The sequence below is a fragment of the Amycolatopsis suaedae genome, from assembly GCF_004214935.1.
Lineage (GTDB): Bacteria > Actinomycetota > Actinomycetes > Mycobacteriales > Pseudonocardiaceae > Amycolatopsis > Amycolatopsis suaedae.
This window is the reverse complement of sequence record NZ_SFCC01000008.1, coordinates 21,808-40,329: the sequence shown is the minus strand read 5'-3', so window position 1 is coordinate 40,329 and position 18,522 is coordinate 21,808. Positions and strand designations below refer to the sequence as shown.

Below are 18,522 nucleotides of genomic sequence, written 5' to 3'. Positions count from 1 at the left end.
GATGCGGTGCGAGGACAGCCATGCCTGGTGGCGGCTCGTCGACGGGCCCGGCGAGCCGCCCGCCGGGGAGATGCTGTGCCCGGAGGACGGCGGCGAGGCCGTCGTCGCCATGCGTCACCCGCTGGCGGACCGGGTGACGGTCACGCTCGTGCCCGCCGCCTGGGAGCGGGAGGGCACGATCGGCTTCCGTGACGAGTACTTCGTCGAGATCTCCAGTCACCGGCACGCCGAAACCCTGCGCTCGGCCCGGACTTACTCCTGGGAGACGGCCCAGGAGCGCCTGGCCTGGTTCAAGGACATCGACTGGGAAGCCGCGAAACGCCGCTGGACCCGAGGCGATTTCACGAAACCGGCCTGACTCCCTCACCACCCCGCCGCCGAAGCCGGAGCAAGGGAGCTTTACTAGCGAAGAAGGGTAGTAAAGCTCCCTTGCTACCTTACGGAAGTGACGCATGGGGCACGTGTGGCTGATGTGGCGGCGGGTCTGCGCGAACGGTCCGCTCGCGTCGCCCGGCCGACCCTCGAAGCACGTGAAGGCCACCATCACCACGTCACACGTAATGAAGGTGGCCTTCACGAGCTTGACCTCAGGCCCACGCCTCGCGAGCGGGCCGTTCACGCGGGGCGACCGGGCAGTACGTGAGAACCCGGTCCACATCGTGAGTTCTGCACTCACGCACGCGAGTTCTGCGTTCCCGCACGCGAACTCTGCGCTCGGGACCACCACCCACCCGCTGCACACCGACTTTGCCGGGGCCCTGACGTCTCACGTAATGAAGGTGGCCTTCACGTGCCTGGCGAGCACGAGGACCGGGACAGAGAACCGCCCCCGGGATATCGGGGTCCCGGGGGCGGCATTCTTCTCGGGGGATGGGGTCACTCTTTACACGTTCGGTTGGAGTTCACGCAGTCGACCAAGCGGTCCATGATCTCTTCCGACATCACGTTGGCGAAGTCGTCGTGATCCGAGAGCGGGTTGTGATCCTCCTCGGGGAATGAGTCCACTTTGTACTGACCCGCGAGCTGTACCTCCCGCGGGATGTCGTAGGTCAGGCTGATCCGCAGCTGCGGCACGGCCGTGAAGCCGTCCTCGCACTCACCACGCTCGTTCGGGTACACGATGTGGTCCCGGTGGTTCTCGCTGTCGGTGTTCTCCCCGTCCCAGCAAGACGGGAAGTCGTGGATCCGCTTGACGTCGCTGCCCTCCGGGCACACGACATAGGTCTCGAGGAGCACTTCGTCCTCGAACCCGGTGCACGTCCACGACGCCCGGGCGTTCGCCGGGCCGTTCGTGGAGACCTTGGCGTCGCCGTAGAGCACGCGCAGGAACCGTGGCATCGGCTCGACGTCACCCACCGGACTGCCGCGGAAGGTGAGGTCGACCTCGGCGGGGCGCTGGATCTCGCCCTCGTTGCCCGGCAGCTCGCCCTCGGCGTCCTGGCCCGCCAGGTCGCCGGCGGAGTCCTGCCTGCCGTCGCGGTTCTGCCTGCCCTGCTTGCCTTTGCTCTCTGCTTCGGATTCCCTGGCGTTGTCCCGTTCGCGTTCCTCCTTTTCCTCGCCCGCGTCCTCGGTGTCGATGCGCACGACCGGCCAGAAGTAGGTCGACTGGTCACCGTTGCGGCAGGTGGTGCCCGCCGCGGCGAGGCTCTCGTCGTCCGAGTCGGCGTCGGTGGACAGGTTGCCCACGTAGTCGTGCAGATGCTGCGCCCCGTTGCGGACCCCCGGCTGGGCGATGAAGTTGTCCGGGTTGAAGTGGCCGTTCTCGTTGCGGCCGCAGTCCACGGTGAACGTCCCGGTGGAGGCGCCCCGGCGCTGCCTCGGCAGGTCGACGTTGGGCTCCACGGTGGTGATGTCCACGAACTGCGAGCGGTCGGGGTTGTCCGCGCTCGCCGTTCCCGGGGCGCCGGCCGTCGTGGTGACGACCACGGCGCCCACGGCCACAGCGAGTGCGACACCTCCGATGCTGAACGTTGCTCTGCGGGAGATGCGGTGTCGCCCCTTGTAGCGATATCGGGCCATCGACTGTCTCACCTCGTTGTCGGCGGAAGGGTCGGGGGATGGCGCGCCGACCGGGGATACGGGGATCGCGCCGGGCTCGGCCGAACAGTGCCCGGTTCGTTATGTTTTCGTTATAAACAAGGAGCGACTGGCATTGGCCACCGGGAAACTCACCGGAACGGGAAACCTGTCACTCAACGTCGCCGAAATGGGGTCGGAAATCCCCCAGATCCTGGGCGATGTTCCCCGTGAAACCCTCGTTAAGGTGATCGTGTGCGGCCCCCGGGGTGGTCAGTGGCCTGTACCGGCGATTACCGGCCGGACTCGCGAAGCGGCCGTCCGGGGCATGCCACACTGGACGCGGCCCGACCGGCCCTCCGCATTACTCCACCCAGCGTGACGACGCCTCTCGCGTTCGGGTGAGTCCGTCCGCACACTAGGAAATACGGGTGGCCGGGGTTAATCCTGAGCACGGTGACAACGATGATGGAGAGCGACCAGTACCAGTGAGATGGGGCGTGACGTGCCTCGGGGCCGGCAACACAGAGCGATGACAGCGACAGAGCGCGCCTCGACGGCTACCCCTCGTGACAGCATGAGAATGTCGGCGCACACTATGTTCGACACCGACGGCGGAGTCCGTGGAAGTGGGCTCTGCCCGGCCACGCTCCGCGCACCCTGGAGTTTGCGATGACCACCTTGACCACCCTCGCCGATCTTGCTCAGAACGGCGAGCTCAACACCCGCGGCGTCCGCAGCTGGATCCTGGACAACATCATCCCGCTGGTGCTGCTGGCGGTGGCGTTGCTGCTGCTGTGGCTCGGTGGTGGCCGGGGAGACAACGCGGGCGTGATGCGCAGGCTCGCCGGTGTGGTGATCGCGCTGGCGATCATCGGCCTCGCGGTGAGCGGCCTCGGTGTGAACGTCGGCGAATGGCTCGCCGGCCTGTTCACCGGCTGAGCTGGGCGGGGCCGGAGTGCGCATCAGGACCGACGACGAGGTCTACCGGGTCGACGCCGTCTGGCTCGGCCCGCCGAAGGCGACTTTCCCCTGGCGGGCGCGGTACGTGGCATGGGGCGTCGGGATCCCCCTGTTCCTCGTGCTGCTGGCCGTCAAGCGGCAGCTGGGCTTCGGGTTCGCCGACTGGTCGACCGCGTTCCTCGTCCCGATCACCATCTTCCTCACGAGGCTGATCACCGCCAAGATCAGTCATGAGCGCCCGCTGGGCGCGGTCATGACGATGTGGCTGCGAGAACTGAACACTCCGCGTGAGCGCACCACCGGGACGGGTGGCGCGGTCTCCGCCGGGAAGGTGCGGGTGCGTGCGCAGCGGCCGCGCCCCAAGCGGCGGCGCGGTACAAGTGAAGGCACACGAGCACGTCGCGGCCAGGCGGCCGCGGCAGGGAGGTAGGCGTTGTTGGGGCGCGGCGGCGGCCGGGACACGCGGGGAACGCGCAAGCAGCGCTCCGCGACGGCCAAGCAGGGGCGGGGTCGCAGGCTGCCCGGGGAACAGGCGGTACCCGCCTACACCCCGTCCATCGCGGCCCGCAGCATCGACGGCCACCTGCTGCGCACGGGCAACGAGGTCTACGCCTGGTACCGGCTGGCGCCGCAGCGCTGGTCGTTCCGCTCCGACTCGCAGCGCCGCGACCTCATCGCCGCCATCGCCGGCCAGTACGCCGAGCTGCAGGGCCGCTGGCTGCACCTGCGGGTGACCAACCGGCCCTACCCGATCCGCATGTGGGCCGAGGCCCACGTGCACAACGCCCACAACCGGCCCAAGGACGTCTCCGGCGCGCTGTCCTTCGACGACTACCTGATCGGCGAGCAGCAGCAGCTGATGGGCCATTCGATGGCCGAGAAGGAGGTCTACCTCGGCGTCCAGGTGCAGACCCGCCGGGTGGTCGACCGCGCCGTCGAGCGGGCCGCGCCGCTGCTGCGCAAGATCCTGCCCGAGGCCGTCGACGCCGAGCTGGCCGCGCTCGACTCCGAGATCGAGCACCTCGACCAGGTCATCGGCTCGGCCGGGCTGGAGGGCAGGCCGGCGCACGCCGACGAGATGTCCTGGCTGATGCACCGCTCCTGCTCGCTGGGCCTGCCGGCACCACGCAACATGCCCGCCGTCCCCGGGGCGGCCTGGGAGCCGGAGGACCTGGCCAGCTTCACCGACGCCGCCGACTTCCACGCCGAGCCCTACGCCCCGACGCTGACCGTCCGCGGCCGCACCGGCTCCAACGCCGGCGTCGCGCGCCAGCTGGTGGTGCTCACCGTCGGCCAGATGCACGGCCTGCAGATCCCCGAGGTCGACGACCCGTGGGTGCAGCACGCCGACCGCCTGCCCGCCGCCGTCGAGTGGTCCGCCCGCATCTACGTGCGCAGGCCGGAGGAGGTCGCGGGCGAGCTGCAGCGGCAGATGAGCAAGGTCCGCTCGCAGGTCAAGCACTACACCGACGAACACGAGCTGGAGCCGCCGCAGTCGCTGGCCCGGCAGGCGTCGCGGGTGCTGGAGATCGACGACGAGATGACCTCCGGCTTCACCGCGCTGGCCACCCGGGTGCGGTCCTGGTGGCGGCTGGCGGTGTCCGGGCCGACCGAGCGCGACGCCCTGCGCCTGGCCCAGCAGCTGCTCGACCTGTACAAGCCGAAGATCGCCATCGAGCATCCCGAGGCGCAGTACGCCATGGCCAGGGAGTTCATCCCCGGCGAGCCGCTGGCCTCCGGCGCCTACATGCGGCGCGGCTCGGTCGTCTGGGCCGCCGCCGCGGTGCCCACGGCGACCGCCGAGGTCGGCGACCGGCGCGGCATCCTGCTCGGCGAGACCTGCACCGCGACCCGCCGCCCGGTGGCCTGGGACCCGTGGATGGCGCAGGAGATCCGGGACGGCTCCGGCCTGACGGCCATGGTCGCCGGGCTGGGTGGCGGCAAGTCGTTCCTCGGCGGCGGCATCGTCTACAAGACGTTCCGCGCCGGGGCGCACTGGACGATCCTCGACCCGTCCGGCCCGCTGTCGCGGCTGTGCGACCTGCCCGAGGTCCGCCCGTACGCGCGGCCGATCAACCTGCTCAACGCCCAGCCGGGCATCCTCAACCCGTACCGGGTGGTCGGCGAGCCGCTGCTCGAGCACTTCATGGACGAGGACGACCCGGAGCGGGCGTGGCGCAGGGAGAAGGCGCTGGCCGGCGCGACCCGGCGGCGCCTGGTGCTCGACGTGCTCACCGGCGTGCTGCCCTACGAGGTCGCCCGTATGCCGCAGAGCCGCATCGTGCTGCTGCGGGCCGTGCGGGCGGTCGGCGGCCGGTTCGACGCCGACCCCGGCCAGGTCATCGACGCGCTGCGGCGTGACGCCAGCGAGCACCACGAGCACGCGGTCGTCGTCGCCGACTTCCTCGACGAGATGCGCGAGCGCATGTCGCTGCTCATCCCGGAGACCGACGCCGACCCGTACTCCGAGACCCGCGACGACCGGCTGACCGTGCTCACCATGGCCGGGCTGACCCTGCCCAAGGACGGCGTCGGCCGGGAGCACTGGACCGACGCCGAGGCACTCGGCGTGGAGATGCTCAACCTGGCGGCGTGGCTGACCCAGCGGTCGGTCTACGAGCGGCCCAAGGACCTGCGCAAGGGCGTCTGGATCGACGAGGCGTTCTTCCTGTCCGAGGTGCCGACCGGGCGCGTGCTGATGAACCGGTTCGCCCGCGACTCCCGTAAGTGGAACGTCCGCGTGCTGCTGTCCTCGCAGATCCCGGCGGACTTCCTGAAGATCCAGGGCTTCGTCGCGCTGCTGGACTCGGTGTTCGTCGGCAGGCTCGACGACGACGACGCGCAGGCCGACGCGCTGCGCCTGCTGAAGGTCCCGGTCGGTGTCGGCTACGAGCAGGTCGTGTCGGCGCTGGGCAGGCGGCCGGGCGCGCAGCGCGGCACCGAACGCGACCGTGAGCCGAGGCAGTTCATCTTCGCCGACGGTGCCGGTGGCGTGGAGCGGATCCGGGCCGACTTCTCCGGGCCGCACCTGGACCACCTGCGGGCGGTCATGGACACCACGCCGGGTGCGACCGCTCCGCAGGAGGGTTCGCAGGAACCGGCCCCCAGGGCTCCGGAGCCACGTATCCCGGTGCCGCCGGCCGACGACAGCGAGCTGGAGCAGGACCTGGAGCGGGCGGCGGAGCTGGAGGTCGGCCTCACCGAGGAGCAGGTGCTCGGCGAGGAGATCCCGGGAACCGCCTCCGCCGAGACCAACGGAGCCGGTGGTGAGCCGGTCCGCAGCGGAGGACGCAAGGGCGGCGGCACGGGCAGGGATGCCGCGTGAGCGGCTCAGGTGATCCCGGGCTGAGCACACTGCTGGCGGTCCTGGCAGTGGCCGGTGCCTGGTACCTGCTGCGGCGTGGCCGCCGCCGGAAAAGACCTCCCGAGCAGCGCCGCCGCCGGATGGCGATGCTCGCGGCGATCGCCGTGGTCACGCTGCAGGCCGTGGTCACCGCACCGCAGGCGGCCGCGGCCGAGTGTGGCGCGGCACCCAACCCGGAGCGGCCCGGTTCGGGCATGGTCGGCGCGCTCGACCCCGCGCAGGGGCACGGCGCCGCGGGCAGCCCGTACGTCGACTACAGCTACGCCGGCATGGTCTGGAACGTCTACCAGACCAACTGCGGGCCGTTGTCGGGCATCACCGACCCGAACTCCACGATCGACACGTGGGGCGGCAACCAGCTGTTCAACATCGGCAAGAACATCGTCGGTGCCACGAACTCGCTGCACTACACCGTGATGGAGGGCGGGCTGCTCAGCCCGCTGTACAACGCGGTCAAGTCGGGCGCGGAGAAGGTCTACAACAACATCTACGCCCAGCTGTTCGGTCTCGCCGCGCTGCTGCTGGCCATCGTGCTGTTCCGCAACATCTGGCGGGGCGACCTGTCGACGGTCAGCAAACGTGCCCTGTTCGCGCTGGCCGCGGTGTGGCTGGCGGCGTCGTCGTTCGCGATGCTGCGTTACTACGACCAGATCGACCGGGTCATCGTGCAGACCACCACGAACATCCAGGCGGGGTTCGTGGACGAGTCGCAGGACCAGGTGGTGCGGCACGTGCTGCCGACCACGCTGCACACCCAGGTCGTCTACAACAACTGGCTGCGTGGTGAGTTCGGCGCGCCGGATGCCCAGCAGGCCAAGGACTTCGGGCCGCGGCTGCTCGACGCGCAGGCGTTCACCTGGGCCCAGCTGCGTGCGGGCGACGACGCCAAGCAGGAGGTCGTCGACGCGAAGAAGGCCGAGTTCAAGGCCATCGCCACGCAGCTCGGCCCGGCCACCGGCTACTTCACCGGCGAGGACGGCAGCCGCACCGGCGCCGGGTTCCTCGCGTTCCTGCAGAGCCTGGTGTACTCGCTGTTCCAGCTGTTCGCGAAGGCCGCCGTGCTGCTGGCGCAGGTGCTGGTGCGGCTGTTCACGCTCACCGCGCCGTTGATCGGCCTGGTGGCGTTGCTGCACCACGACATCCTGCGGCGGGTGGCGAAGGTGATCGCCGCGGTGGCGTTCAACCTGGTGATCCTGTCCGTGCTCGCCGGTGTGCACGCGCTGATCCTGCAGGCCATTTTCGCCGAGGGCAGCGCGTTGTCGATGCTGGTGCAGATGGCGCTGGCCGGCCTGGTGACCATCCTGCTGTTCCTGGTCGGCAAGCCGACGCGGCGCCTGTGGCAGATGGTGGAGATGTCGGTCAGCATGGTCGGTTCGGCCGTGCCGACCCCGCGGGGCGGGCTGTTCTCCAGGTTCCGCAAGCAGCCGGACGGCCCGACGCCGCAGGACGAGTTCTGGCAGAACGTGCGCGACACCGACGACACGCCGGTGGAGAACCGCGGCCCGGTCGGCGCGCTGGGCGGCCGGTTCCGTCCCGAGGCTTCCGTGTTCGCCACGGCACAGCGGCTCGACGGCGCCGGCTCGATGCACGCCCGGCCCGCCGCGGCGTGGTCCGGTGCGCCGTGGCCGGGTGGCGGGGGCGCGACCGCGATCGGCGGAGCTGACGACGTGCCCGCGTTGCCCGCCGGTGGCGGCGGGCTGGCCGCGTTCGGCGGATTCGTGCCCGGTGCGCGGCCCGGTGACCAGCTGGGACTGCCCGCGCCGCCGCCGAGCAGGCGGGTCGACACCGCGCCGGTGTCGGACCGCCGCTGGGACCGCGGTGACGACGCGGAACCGGTCGTGGTGCCCTCGCGGATGGATCCGCCGGTGACGTCGGCGAACCGGAGCGAGCCGGTGCCCGCGCCCCGTACCCCGCCGCGCCGGGTCGACCCCGAGGTGGTCGGCGGCAAGTCCGTGTTCGTGCTCTACCGGCCCTCCCGGGGACTGGAGGTCGCCGATTCCCGCGACACCGACCACGCGGTGAGGTGAGCAGATGCCGATTCGAACCAACCGCGGCCGCGCGGCCGTCTACCGCAGGATCTGGGGCTGGCCGCTGAGGTCCACCACCCACCTGGTGGTCGCGATCGTCGTGTTCGTCGGTCTCGTGGTGGCGACCGGCATCCTGGTGCCCAAGCTCGCCGGTGACAAGCCGCCCGCGACGCCGTCGGTGGCCGGTCAGCAGAGCACCACCAGCAGTTCGCGGCCGGACGGCAAGGGGCCGGGCGCCCCGGCCAGCCCGCTGCCGACCAGGCTCAGCGAGCCGCTGCGCACCCCGACCACGGCGCCGCCCGCGCCGGAGGCGCTCGCGCTGATCAAGCAGTGGGCGACCACCTGGACCAACCACCCCGACGGCATGACACCGCAGCAGTGGCTGGACAACCTGCGGCCGCTGACCACCGAGGAGTACCTGCCGACGCTGGCCACGGTCGACCTGGCCAACATCCCGGCGTCGAAGGTGACCGGGGAACCGGCCACGACCGAGTCGTTCACGACGTCGGTCGAGGCGGAGATCGCCACGGACGGACCGAAACTCAAGATCACCGCGGTGAAGACGAACGTGGGCTGGCGGGTATCGGCCTACGACCGGGTGGGCTGAGCCGTGCGCATCGGTGTGCTCGTCGGCGTCATCGTCGCCGTGTTGTTCGCCGCGGTGGTCACCACCGGAACCGTCGCCACCGTGGTCACCGAGCAGGCCGAGCAGGAGGCCCGCGGGATCTCCAACGTCAGTTGCGACGCGGCGGTCGGCCCGACGCAGCCCGGCGAGCAGGACTCGGCGGCCGAGGCGGCGTCGAAGCTGGACGAGGAGCAGCTCGGGCACGTGCAGCTGATCATCCAGATCGGCAAGCAGCGCAACCTGTCGCCGCGGGCGTGGCAGATCGCCATCCAGGCGGGCATGACCGAGTCGAAGCTGCGCAACCTCAACTACGGCGACCGCGACTCGCTGGGCATCTTCCAGATGCGGCCGTCGATGGGCTGGGGCACGGTCGCGCAGGTGACCGACCCGCCGTACCAGGTCAACAAGTTCTACGACGTGCTGGAGAAGGTGCCGGACTGGGACAAGCGCCGTCCCGGTGACGTGGCGCAGGCCGTCGAGCGGTCGGGCTTCCCGGACCGCTACCACAACTGGGAGCCGATGGCGGTCCACCTGGTGGAGAACGTCGGCCAGGTCGTCGACGCCGCGGGCTGTGGCGAGGGCACCGGCACGCTGCTGCCGCCGAGCCAGACGGCGGCAGCGGCCATCCAGTTCGCCTTGGGGGAGCAGGGAAAGCCGTACGTGTGGGGGGCGACCGGGCCGAACTCCTACGACTGCTCGGGCCTGATGCTGCGGGCGTACGAGGCGGCCGGCGTCACCCTGCCGAGGGTTTCCCGGGACCAGTACAAGGCCGGCGCGATGCTGCCGGTGCGTGACGCGCAGCCCGGTGACCTGCTGTTCTGGGCCTACGACCCGTCCAACCCGCGCACCATCCACCACGTGGCGATGTACCTGGGTGATGGGAAAATGGTGGAGGCGCAGCAGACCGGGGTTCCGGTGCACACCAGGAACGTCTCGTGGGACGAGGACGAGCTGGTCCCGCAGGCCGTCCGGCCCGGCGTTTAGGAGATCGAGTGGGCAAGAAGTTCGGCAAGCGATCCAAGAAGGCGCAGGACCCGAGGGATCTGTTCGGTCCGCCCGCGCCGCGGCACGGCGGTCCGCCGGCGTCGAGCACCCCGCTGGCCGACTACCTCAACCAGGGGCTGCCCGGCGTCGACGGCGGTTACGTCGTGCTGCCGCGGTCGCTGGCCGAGTCGATGTCGCTGCCGTGGCAGCAGCAGTTGGTGGGGTTGCTGGCGCAGTTCCACGGTGCGTACCGCGGGGTGTCCTGGCCGACCTACCGGGTGGTGCCCTCGCGGTACGAGCGGCTGGTCGACCTCGACGAGGAGCAGCTCGCCGAGGCGGGCTACCTGGTGGAGATCGACAGCGAAGGCGAGATGGTCTACCGCGAGCGCAGCGGGCGCCGGGTGACCGACCCGGCCAACACCACGGTGCTGGTGTCTACTTTGGACCCGATCGTGCGGGGTGGCCGGTCCGCGCCGCCCCCGGCCGCTCCGGCCCCCGCCGTACCGATCAACCTGCCACCGGCGCCGGTGTGGAAGACCGTGCCGACCCCGCCCGGCGGGGAGCGCGTGCCACCGTTCCCCGCGCCGCCGCCGGTGGCCGACGCGGCCAAGGAGCCGCCGCCCGCCGAGCCGGCCCGTGCCGAGCCGCCGCCTGCCGAACCGCCCGCGCCGCCGCCTGCCGCCGAGCCGCCGCCCGAGCCGGCGTCGACGGTGACCTCGTCCCCGCCCGCGCCCGCCGAGCAACCGGCGGAGACGGCGTCGGGCAAGCTGCCGCTGCCGCCGACGGCCCGGCCGGTCACCGACCTGGACGAGCCGTTCGCGGTCCCGCCCACCCCGCCCCGTGGGACCCCGGCGGCGTCCCGCGGCTGGTTCGACGAACTGGGCGAGAACGCCCAGCCGAAGCGGGAGGGCGGGTTCGGCCCCACCGGCGAGGAGTCGACCGAGATCCCGTACCGCTACCGGCGCTGAGCGTCGTCGTACTCGATCCGCGGGCCGGCGGGGACGTCGACCGCGGGCGGGTTGCGCCACAGCAACCGCGGGCTGGACGGCCGGAAGCCGTGGTGGACCTGGTACTGCCGCTTGACGTCCGGCCGCCGTACGCCGTCCATGGCCGGCGCGAACGTGCCGACGAGGACCAGGCCGATCACCGGCGCCGCCAGCGCGATGCCGAGCAGGGGACCGAGGTAGGCCTCCAGGCCGCCGAGGTCGAGGTCGTCGATCCGGGTGACCAGCAGGACGAGCCCGGCCAGTACGACGGCCGAGACCACCCCCGCCGCGATCAGCCACCGGCGGCGGGCGCGGGTCGACGCCGCGTCGCGGATCTCGAATTTCACCCAGGTGCCGCATTCGGCGCAGCGCACCCGCCCGGTCCGGACGCCCTCGGCCGGCCGGTCCGCCCACACGATCTGCACCGTGTACCGGGTGATGGTCTGGTTGGCGCGGGCCTCGATGCCGGTGACGTGAACCAGCCGCATCCCGACCCGGTCCCCGATCCACATCCGCCGCTCCCGCCCGCCGTGCTCGCCGGTGGCGACGGTAGCGCTCCCGGCCGGGGACCGGTCCCGCGTGCGCTGTCCCACCAGCCCCACGGGCCCCACCAGCCACTCCCGTAAGGGAGCAAGGGAGCTTTACTACCCTTCTTCGCTAGTAAAGCTCCCTTGCTCAACTCCGGGGCCTGCGCCGCCGTCGACCCCGAAGCCTGGCGCTCACCGACCATTGATTGGACTAGACCAATAGGGCGACGTCAAGGGTCTAGACCAAATCCCATCGAATGGCGCAACCCGGCCGGACGGTGCGACGCTGGACGCATGACCGACGACAGGGACCCCAGCCCCGACGAGGGCTGGTACTACAACACCCGCACCAACCAGGTCGAGCACCACGAGCGCTCCCGCGGCGTGGACCTGCTCGGCCCGTACCCGGACGAGGCCACCGCACGCCGCGCACTGGAGATCGCCAGGGAGCGGACCCGTCAGGCCGACGCCGAGGACGCCGCCTGGGACTAAGCTCGACCGCGTGGCCCCGCCAGGACATCAGGTCCACCCGGCCGGCGGAGACTTCGTCCGGGTGCGGACCGAACTCGCCCTCCCGGACGGTTTCCCGCCGGACGTCCTGGCCGAGGCCGAGGCCGTGGTCATGGACCCGCCGCAGTCCGCCGACCGCGAGGACGCCACCGCCCTGCCGCTGGTCACCATCGACCCGCCGGGCGCGAAGGACCTGGACCAGGCACTGCACGTCGAGCGTGCCGGGGACGGCTTCCGCGTCCACTACGCCATCGCCGACGTCGCCTGCTTCGTCGCACCCGGCGGGGCGATCGACCGGGAGGCCCGCCGCCGCGGCCAGACGCTGTACCTGCCCGACGGCAACGTCCCGCTCCACCCGCCGGTGCTGTCGGAGGGTGCCGCCAGCCTGCTGCCCGGCGAGGTCCGTCCCGCCGTGCTGTGGACGATCGGCACCGACTCCGGCGCCAGGCCGGTGTCGGTGCGCGTGCGCCGGGCCCTGGTCCGCTCGGTCGAGCAGTTCGACTACGACGGCGTGCAGGCCGCGTTCGACGCCGGACGGCCGCACCCGTCGGTCGCCGCCCTGCCCGAGGTGGGCAGGCTGCGTCGCGAGCTGGCCGTCCAGCGCGGGGCGCTGGAACCGCAGCTGCCCGAGCAGGAGATCACCGCCGGGCCGGGCGGCTGGGAGCTGGCCCGCCGCCCGCGTAACGACGTCGACGCGTGGAACGCCGAGATCTCCCTGCTCACCGGCATGGCCGCGGCGTCGATCATGACCGAGGCAGGCGTCGGCGTGCTGCGGACCCTGCCCGCCGCCGACGACGGTGCCGTCGGCTGGCTGCGCCGGTCGGCCGCCGCGCTGCGCATCGACTGGCCCGAGGGTCACACCGTGGCCGAACTCCTCGCCGGACTCGACCCGGCGCGGCCCGAGTCGATGGCTCTCTACGCCGACTCCACCCGGCTGCTGCGCGGCGCGGGCTACACGGCGTTCGACGGCACGCCACCGGAGATCACCACGCACGCCGGGATCGGCGGGCCGTACGCGCACGTCACCGCGCCGATCCGCAGGCTGGTCGACCGGTTCGCCACCGAGGTCTGCCTCGCCGTCACCGCGGGCAGGCCGGTCCCGGGCTGGGTCCGGGACGCCCTCGCCGAGCTGCCGGCGCTGATGAGTGCGTCGGACACCCTGGCCGGCCGGGTCGAACGGGCCTGCCTTGACCAGGTGGAGGCGTGGACGCTGGCCGGCCGCATCGGCGGCACGTTCGGCGCCGTCGTCCTGCGTGCCGAGGACAACCGCGCCGAGGTTCTGGTCGAGGACCCGCCGGTGCTGACCAAGGCCGCCGGCGCCGGTTTCGTCGAGGGCGCCCGGGTCACGGTGCGGCTGACCGCGGTCGACGTCGAGCGGCGCCGCGTGTCCTTCGAGCGGGTGGCGGACGCGTGACCCCGGCCGACGACCTCGGCGAGCCGGTCCCGCTGCGTGGCGATCCGGTGCGCGTGGTGTCGCTGGTGCCCGCGCTGACCGAGGCGGTCGAGGAGTCGGCCCCCGGCCGGATCGCCGGAGCCACCGACTACTGCACCCATCCGTCCACACTGGACGTTCCGCGCGTCGGCGGGTCCAAGTACCCCAAGGTTTCCGAGGTGCTGGCCCTGGAGCCGGACCTGGTGCTGGCCAACTCCGAGGAGAACCGGCCGGAGGACGTCGAGCGGCTGCGGGGCGACGGCGTGCCGGTGTGGGTGATGGAGGCGCCCGCCTCGGTACCCGCCGCGCTCGGGTCGCTGCGCAGGCTGCTCACCCAGGCCTTCGGCCTGGACGAGCCGGACTGGCTGGTCCAGGCCGAGGACCTGTGGCGGGACGTGCCGCCGGTGCGGGCGCGGGCGGTCGTGCCGGTGTGGCGCAAGCCGTGGGTGGTGCTGGGCCGCGACACGTTCGGCGGCGACGTGCTGCGGCGGCTCGGTGTCGACATGCCCTACGCCACGCACGCCGACCGGTACCCGCGGCCGAAGCTGGCCGAGCTGACCGCGCGGTTCGCCGACGGCGAGGCCGATCTGCTCGTCCTGCCCGACGAGCCGTACGAGTTCACCGACGACGACGGCCCGGAGGCGTTTCCCGGCGTGCCCTACGTACTGGTGTCCGGGCGTTACCTCACCTGGTACGGGCCGTCGCTCGTCGCCGCCCATGCCGCGCTCACAGCGGCAGTCCGGTCAGGACGGTGACCTTCTCCTCGGTGAGGTCGGCGATGGCCGCCGCCGGGCCCTCCCGGCCGGTGCCGGAGTCCTTGACCCCGCCGTAGGGCATCTGGTCGGCCCGGTAGCTCGGCACGTCACCGACCACCACGCCACCCACGGCCAGCTCCGCCGACGCGCGGAACGCCGTGCCGACGTCCCTGGTGAACACCCCGGCCTGCAGGCCGAACCGGGAGGCGTTGACCCTGGCGAACGCCTCCTCGACCGAGTCGACCGGGTTGACCGTCACGACCGGCCCGAACACCTCGTCGGCCATGACCCGCGCGTCCTCCGGCACGCCGGTGAGCACGGTGGGCGCCAGCGTGGTGCCGTCGCGCTCGCCACCGGTCCGCAGCGTGCCACCGGCGCCGACCGCCTCGCGGATCCACGACTCGACCCGTTCGGCCGCCGCGACGTTGATGAGCGGGCCGACCGCGGTGGTTTCCCGCCACGGGTCACCGGTCCCGAGTGCCTCGACGGCGGCGACGACCCGGTCGGTGAGTTCGCCTGCCAGCTCGCGCGGGGCGTAGACCCGCTGCACGGAAATGCACGACTGGCCGGCCTGGTACATGGCGAACGTGGCGATCCGCGCCGCCGCGTGGTCGAGGTCGGTCCAGTCCGGGCACACGACGACCGCCGCGTTGCCGCCCAGTTCCAGCGCGACGTGCTTGCGTGGCACGGAATCGGCGATGCCCCAGCCGACCGGGACCGAGCCGGTGAACGACACCACCGGCAGCCGCGGGTCGGCAACCAGGGTGGCGGCGACGTCGTTGCCGGTGGGCAGCACCGACCAGCTGCCGGCGGGCAGGCCGGTCTCGGCGAGCAGCTCGCCCAGCGCGAGCGCGGTCAGCGGGGTCGCCGGGGCGGGTTTCAGCACGATCGGCGCACCGGCCGCGATGGCGGGCGCGACCTTGTGTGCCACCAGGTTCAGCGGGAAGTTGAACGGCGTGATGCCCAGCACCGGCCCCTTCGGGACGCGGCGCACCAGCGCCAGCCTGCCGGTGCCGCCCGGGTCGGTGTCCAGCCGCTGCAGCTCGCCGGACAGGCGGCGGGCCTCCTCGGCGGCCCAGCGGAACGTCGACGCGCCGCGGGCGACCTCGGCGCGGGCCCAGGTGATCGGCTTCGCCGACTCCGCGGTGATACGTTCGGCGAACTCGTCCGCGCGCTCGGTCAGCGACCGTGCGACGTGGTCCAGCGCGGCGGCCCGGACGTGCGCCGGGGTCGCCGCGGTCTCGGCCCTGCCCTCGTCGGCCGCGCGGACGGCGTCCTCGACGTCGGCGGCCGAGGGCACCCCGTGCTCCCCGGCGACGGCGCCGTCCCACGGGCTGTGCACGACCTGGGTGTGCTCGCCGGTGCGGGGCTTGCCTGCGATCCAGAACGGCGTGGTCACCGCGCGGCCTCCACAACGGCGTCTTCCAGTACGGACAGTCCCTCGTCGAGCAGGTCGTGCGAGAGGGACAGCGGCGGCAGCAGGCGGACGACGTTGCCGTAGGTGCCGCAGGTGAGCACGACGACGCCGGCCGCGTGACAGGCGGCGGCGACCCGCTTGGTGATGTCCGGGTCCGGTTCGGTGGTGCCCGGGCGGACGAACTCGGCGGCCAGCATCGCGCCGCGGCCGCGGACGTCGCCGATCACGCCGGTACGCGTGGCGAGGTCCCGCAGGCGGGGCAGCACGACGTCGGCGATGCCGCGGGCGGCCCGCGTCAGGTTCTCCTGCCGCATGGTCTCGATGGCGCCCAGCGCGGCGGCGCAGGCGACCGGGTTGCCGCCGTAGGTTCCGCCGAGGCCGCCCGGCGGGACCGCGTCGAGCAGCTCGGCCCTGCCGGTGACCGCGGCCAGCGGCAGGCCGGCCGCGATGCCCTTCGCGGTGGCCACCAGGTCGGGGACGACGCCCTCGTGGTCGCTGGCGAACCAGTCGCCGGTGCGGCAGAAGCCGGTCTGTACCTCGTCGGCGACGAACACGATGCCGTTGTCCCGGCACCAGGCGGCCAGCGCCGGCAGGAACCCGGGCGCCGGATCGACGAAGCCGCCCTCGCCCTGGATGGGCTCGACCACGACGGCGGCGACCTGGTCGGCGCCGATCTGCTTGTCCACCCGGTCGATCGCCGCGGCCGCGGCCTGCTCACCGGACAGGCCGTCGCGGTAGGGGTAGGAGCCGGGCACCCGGTAGATCTCCGGCGCGAACGGGCCGAATCCGTGCTTGTAGGGCACCGACTTGGCCGTCAGCGCCATCGTCAGGTTGGTGCGGCCGTGGTAGGCGTGGTCGAGGACGACGATCGCCTGGCGGCCGGTGGCGGCCCTGGCGATCTTGACCGCGTTCTCCACCGCCTCGGCGCCGGAGTTGAGCAGCACGGACCGCTTCTCGTGGTCGCCGGGGGTGAGGTCGTTGAGCTGCTCGCAGACCTCCACGTAGCCCTCGTACGGCGTGACCATGAAGCAGGTGTGGGTGAACCAGCACGCCTGCTTGCGGACGCGGTCGACGACGGCGGGCGCCGAGTGCCCGACGTTGGTCACCGCGATGCCGGAGCCGAGGTCGATCAGCGTGTTGCCGTCGGCGTCGGTGAGCAGGCCGCCGCTGGCCGAGGTGATGTAGGCGGGCAGCACGGAGCTGAGCCCGGCGGCGACGGCGCCGGCGCGACGCTGCTGGAGCGCCCGGGACGCGGGGCCGGGGATCTCGGTGCGCAGCCGGCTGGAAAGACGCGGTCGGGTCTGGGTCACGCTGCCTCCTGGGATCGGTTCCGGTCCCAGCGTGCGGCGGCGTGGGTGGTGAGTCAGCTGTACATTCTGGTGTATTCGAAGGCTGGAGTTGGACATTATGGCACTCACGGTGGGCGGGCTGGTGGCCATCGAGTCGCTGCGGCTGCGGGTGCTGGCCGGCCACGGGGCGCTGGACCGGCCGATCGGCTGGGTGCACTCGACCGAGCTGGCCGACCCGACGGCGTTCCTCGACGGCGGCGAACTGCTGCTGACCACCGGCCTGGCACCGGCCCGGGACGCGGACGGCTACGTGCGCAGGCTGGTCGGCGCCGGGGTGGCCGGGATCGGGTTCGGCAGCGGGATCAACCACGACGAGGTGCCCGCGGCACTGGTCGAGGCGGCGGAGGCGGCCGGGCTGCCGCTGTTCGACGTGCCGAGGCGGACGCCGTTCATCGCCATCACCAAGGCGGTGTCGGCGGCGGTGGCCGCGGACGAGTACGCGGCACTGATCCGCACCGGCAGGGCCCAGCGGAGGCTGACCCGCGCGGCCGTGGGCAGGTCCGGGCCGAGTGCGACCGTGCGGGCGCTGGCCGGGGAGGTGGACGGCTGGGTGCTGCTGCTCGACACCGAGGGCCGGCCCGTTCACGCGAGCCCCGCTGCGTCGCGGGACCGTTCGCGGAGCCTGGAGCCGCTGCTGGCGCGGCTGCGGTCGGGGACCCGGCTGGGCAGCGTGGTGGACACCGTCGGGGAGGACGAGGTGTTCGTCCAGGCCCTGGCGACCCGGTCGCGGAGTTTCCTGGCGGTGGGCCGTCCGGCCACGCTGGAGCCCGCGGACCGGACGATCGTGAACACCGCCGCGTCGCTGCTGGCGCTCGCGCTGGAGGGTGACCAGGCGTCCGGCCGGGCCGTGCGCCGGTTGCGTGGCGCGATCCTGGACCTGCTGCTGGCGGGCCGGACGGAGGCGGCGCTGGCGGCCTGGCGCGAGCTGCCCGGCGCGGTGCCCGCGCAGCCGTGGACCGTGGTGGCGCTGCTGGGCCCGCCGCGGTTGCGGGCGGCTGTCGTCGACGCCGTGGACACGTTCGAGGGCGCGCGGCTGGCGGGGGAGCGCGACGGTGCGGCGCTGCTGCTGATGCCGGCCACGGTGCCGCCGCAGGGGATGGACGGGATGCACGCCGGGGTGTCCGAGCCGGTGCCGCCCGGCCGCCTGGCCGAGGCCTGGGACCAGGCGCGGCAGGCCGCCGCGGCCGCCCGCGCGGCGGGCGAGCCGTTGCTGCGCTTCGCCGACCACGCCGGTGTCGGCCTGCTGTCCCTGTTGCCCGCCGACGCCGCGGAAGGCTTCGCCAACGGCCTGCTCGCCCCGTTGCGCGCACACGACCTGACCGGTCGCGGCGACCTGGTCGAGTCGCTGCGCTGCTGGCTGTCCGAGCACGGCCACTGGGACGCCGCCGCCGAGCGCCTCGGCGTGCACCGCCACACCCTGCGCAATCGCATGCGTAAAATCGAGGAGCTGACCGGCCGCTCCCTGAACGCCCCCGGCGTCCGTGCCGAACTGTGGCTGGCTCTGAACCTCCCCCGCCCCTCGAAGTGGGAGCAAGGGAGGTTTACTAGCGAAGAAGGGTAGTAAAGC

Annotated in this window: 16 protein-coding genes; 12 read left to right on the top strand and 4 right to left on the bottom strand. The window is 72.5% G+C overall.

Annotated elements, in window-relative coordinates; all coding sequences use genetic code 11:
- Position 1 precedes the first annotated feature (1 nt).
- The gene (locus tag EWH70_RS16550) at positions 2–358 is read left to right on the top strand and encodes a hypothetical protein (protein ID WP_130476322.1); all 357 of its coding nucleotides are present in this window, start codon (positions 2–4) and stop codon (positions 356–358) included.
- A 518-nt stretch (positions 359–876) separates the two neighbouring features.
- Here the strand turns inward: EWH70_RS16550 and EWH70_RS16545 are convergent.
- Positions 877–2,019, bottom strand: coding sequence for a DUF1996 domain-containing protein (locus EWH70_RS16545; protein WP_130476321.1), 1,143 nt, complete (start codon positions 2,017–2,019; stop codon positions 877–879).
- Positions 2,020–2,688: 669 nt separating this feature from the next.
- Here EWH70_RS16545 and EWH70_RS16540 point away from each other — a divergent pair.
- Genes EWH70_RS16540 through EWH70_RS35825 form a run of 7 tightly spaced genes read left to right on the top strand, consistent with a single transcriptional unit; the run spans position 2,689 to position 10,947 of the window.
- Complete coding sequence (locus EWH70_RS16540) at positions 2,689–2,958, top strand: hypothetical protein (protein ID WP_130476320.1); 270 nt, start codon at positions 2,689–2,691, stop codon at positions 2,956–2,958.
- Between the two features lie 16 nt (positions 2,959–2,974).
- Positions 2,975–3,409, top strand: a complete 435-nt coding sequence (locus EWH70_RS16535; protein ID WP_130476319.1) for a hypothetical protein — start codon at positions 2,975–2,977, stop codon at positions 3,407–3,409.
- A 3-nt stretch (positions 3,410–3,412) separates the two neighbouring features.
- On the top strand, positions 3,413–6,304 hold the full coding sequence (locus tag EWH70_RS16530; RefSeq protein ID WP_420809068.1) for an ATP-binding protein: 2,892 nt from the start codon (positions 3,413–3,415) through the stop codon (positions 6,302–6,304).
- Positions 6,301–8,370: a magnesium transporter gene (locus EWH70_RS16525; RefSeq protein ID WP_240687021.1), complete on the top strand. Its 2,070-nt coding sequence runs from the start codon at positions 6,301–6,303 to the stop codon at positions 8,368–8,370. The genes EWH70_RS16530 and EWH70_RS16525 overlap by 4 nt, the downstream gene beginning before the upstream one ends.
- Before the next feature lie 4 nt (positions 8,371–8,374).
- The gene (locus EWH70_RS16520; RefSeq protein WP_130476318.1) at positions 8,375–8,977 is read left to right on the top strand and encodes a hypothetical protein; all 603 of its coding nucleotides are present in this window, start codon (positions 8,375–8,377) and stop codon (positions 8,975–8,977) included.
- A 3-nt stretch (positions 8,978–8,980) separates the two neighbouring features.
- Positions 8,981–9,979, top strand: coding sequence for a C40 family peptidase (locus EWH70_RS16515; protein WP_130476317.1), 999 nt, complete (start codon positions 8,981–8,983; stop codon positions 9,977–9,979).
- 8 nt (positions 9,980–9,987) lie between these two features.
- Entirely contained in the window at positions 9,988–10,947 is a 960-nt protein-coding gene (locus tag EWH70_RS35825; RefSeq protein ID WP_130476316.1) for a hypothetical protein, read from the top strand.
- Here the strand turns inward: EWH70_RS35825 and EWH70_RS16505 are convergent.
- Positions 10,935–11,576: a hypothetical protein gene (locus EWH70_RS16505; RefSeq protein WP_130476315.1), complete on the bottom strand. Its 642-nt coding sequence runs from the start codon at positions 11,574–11,576 to the stop codon at positions 10,935–10,937. The two genes, EWH70_RS35825 and EWH70_RS16505, sit on opposite strands and share 13 nt — an antisense overlap.
- Before the next feature lie 210 nt (positions 11,577–11,786).
- Here EWH70_RS16505 and EWH70_RS16500 point away from each other — a divergent pair, with 210 nt between their 5' ends.
- The 3 genes from EWH70_RS16500 to EWH70_RS16490 are packed head-to-tail and all read left to right on the top strand — an operon-like array spanning position 11,787 to position 14,189.
- A complete protein-coding gene (locus EWH70_RS16500; RefSeq protein WP_130476314.1) occupies positions 11,787–11,984 on the top strand; it encodes a hypothetical protein in 198 nt (65 codons plus the stop codon).
- A 10-nt stretch (positions 11,985–11,994) separates the two neighbouring features.
- Entirely contained in the window at positions 11,995–13,416 is a 1,422-nt protein-coding gene (locus EWH70_RS16495) for an RNB domain-containing ribonuclease (RefSeq protein ID WP_130476313.1), read from the top strand.
- Positions 13,413–14,189, top strand: a complete 777-nt coding sequence (locus EWH70_RS16490; protein WP_130476312.1) for a helical backbone metal receptor — start codon at positions 13,413–13,415, stop codon at positions 14,187–14,189. The genes EWH70_RS16495 and EWH70_RS16490 overlap by 4 nt, the downstream gene beginning before the upstream one ends.
- On the opposite strand, the gene EWH70_RS16485 is transcribed toward EWH70_RS16490, so the two are convergent.
- Together EWH70_RS16485 and gabT are read right to left on the bottom strand one after the other, a co-directional pair.
- A complete protein-coding gene (locus EWH70_RS16485; protein ID WP_130476311.1) occupies positions 14,161–15,588 on the bottom strand; it encodes an aldehyde dehydrogenase family protein in 1,428 nt (475 codons plus the stop codon). The genes EWH70_RS16490 and EWH70_RS16485 overlap by 29 nt on opposite strands.
- Positions 15,585–16,916 carry a 4-aminobutyrate--2-oxoglutarate transaminase gene (gene gabT, locus EWH70_RS16480; RefSeq protein ID WP_240687020.1) on the bottom strand — a complete coding sequence of 444 codons (1,332 nt, stop codon included), beginning with the start codon at positions 16,914–16,916 and terminating at the stop codon, positions 15,585–15,587. Before gabT ends, EWH70_RS16485 begins: the two co-directional genes overlap by 4 nt.
- A 97-nt stretch (positions 16,917–17,013) precedes the next feature.
- On the opposite strand from gabT, the gene EWH70_RS16475 reads away from it, so the two are divergent.
- Entirely contained in the window at positions 17,014–18,516 is a 1,503-nt protein-coding gene (locus EWH70_RS16475) for a PucR family transcriptional regulator (protein WP_130476309.1), read from the top strand.
- Positions 18,517–18,522 lie beyond the last annotated feature (6 nt).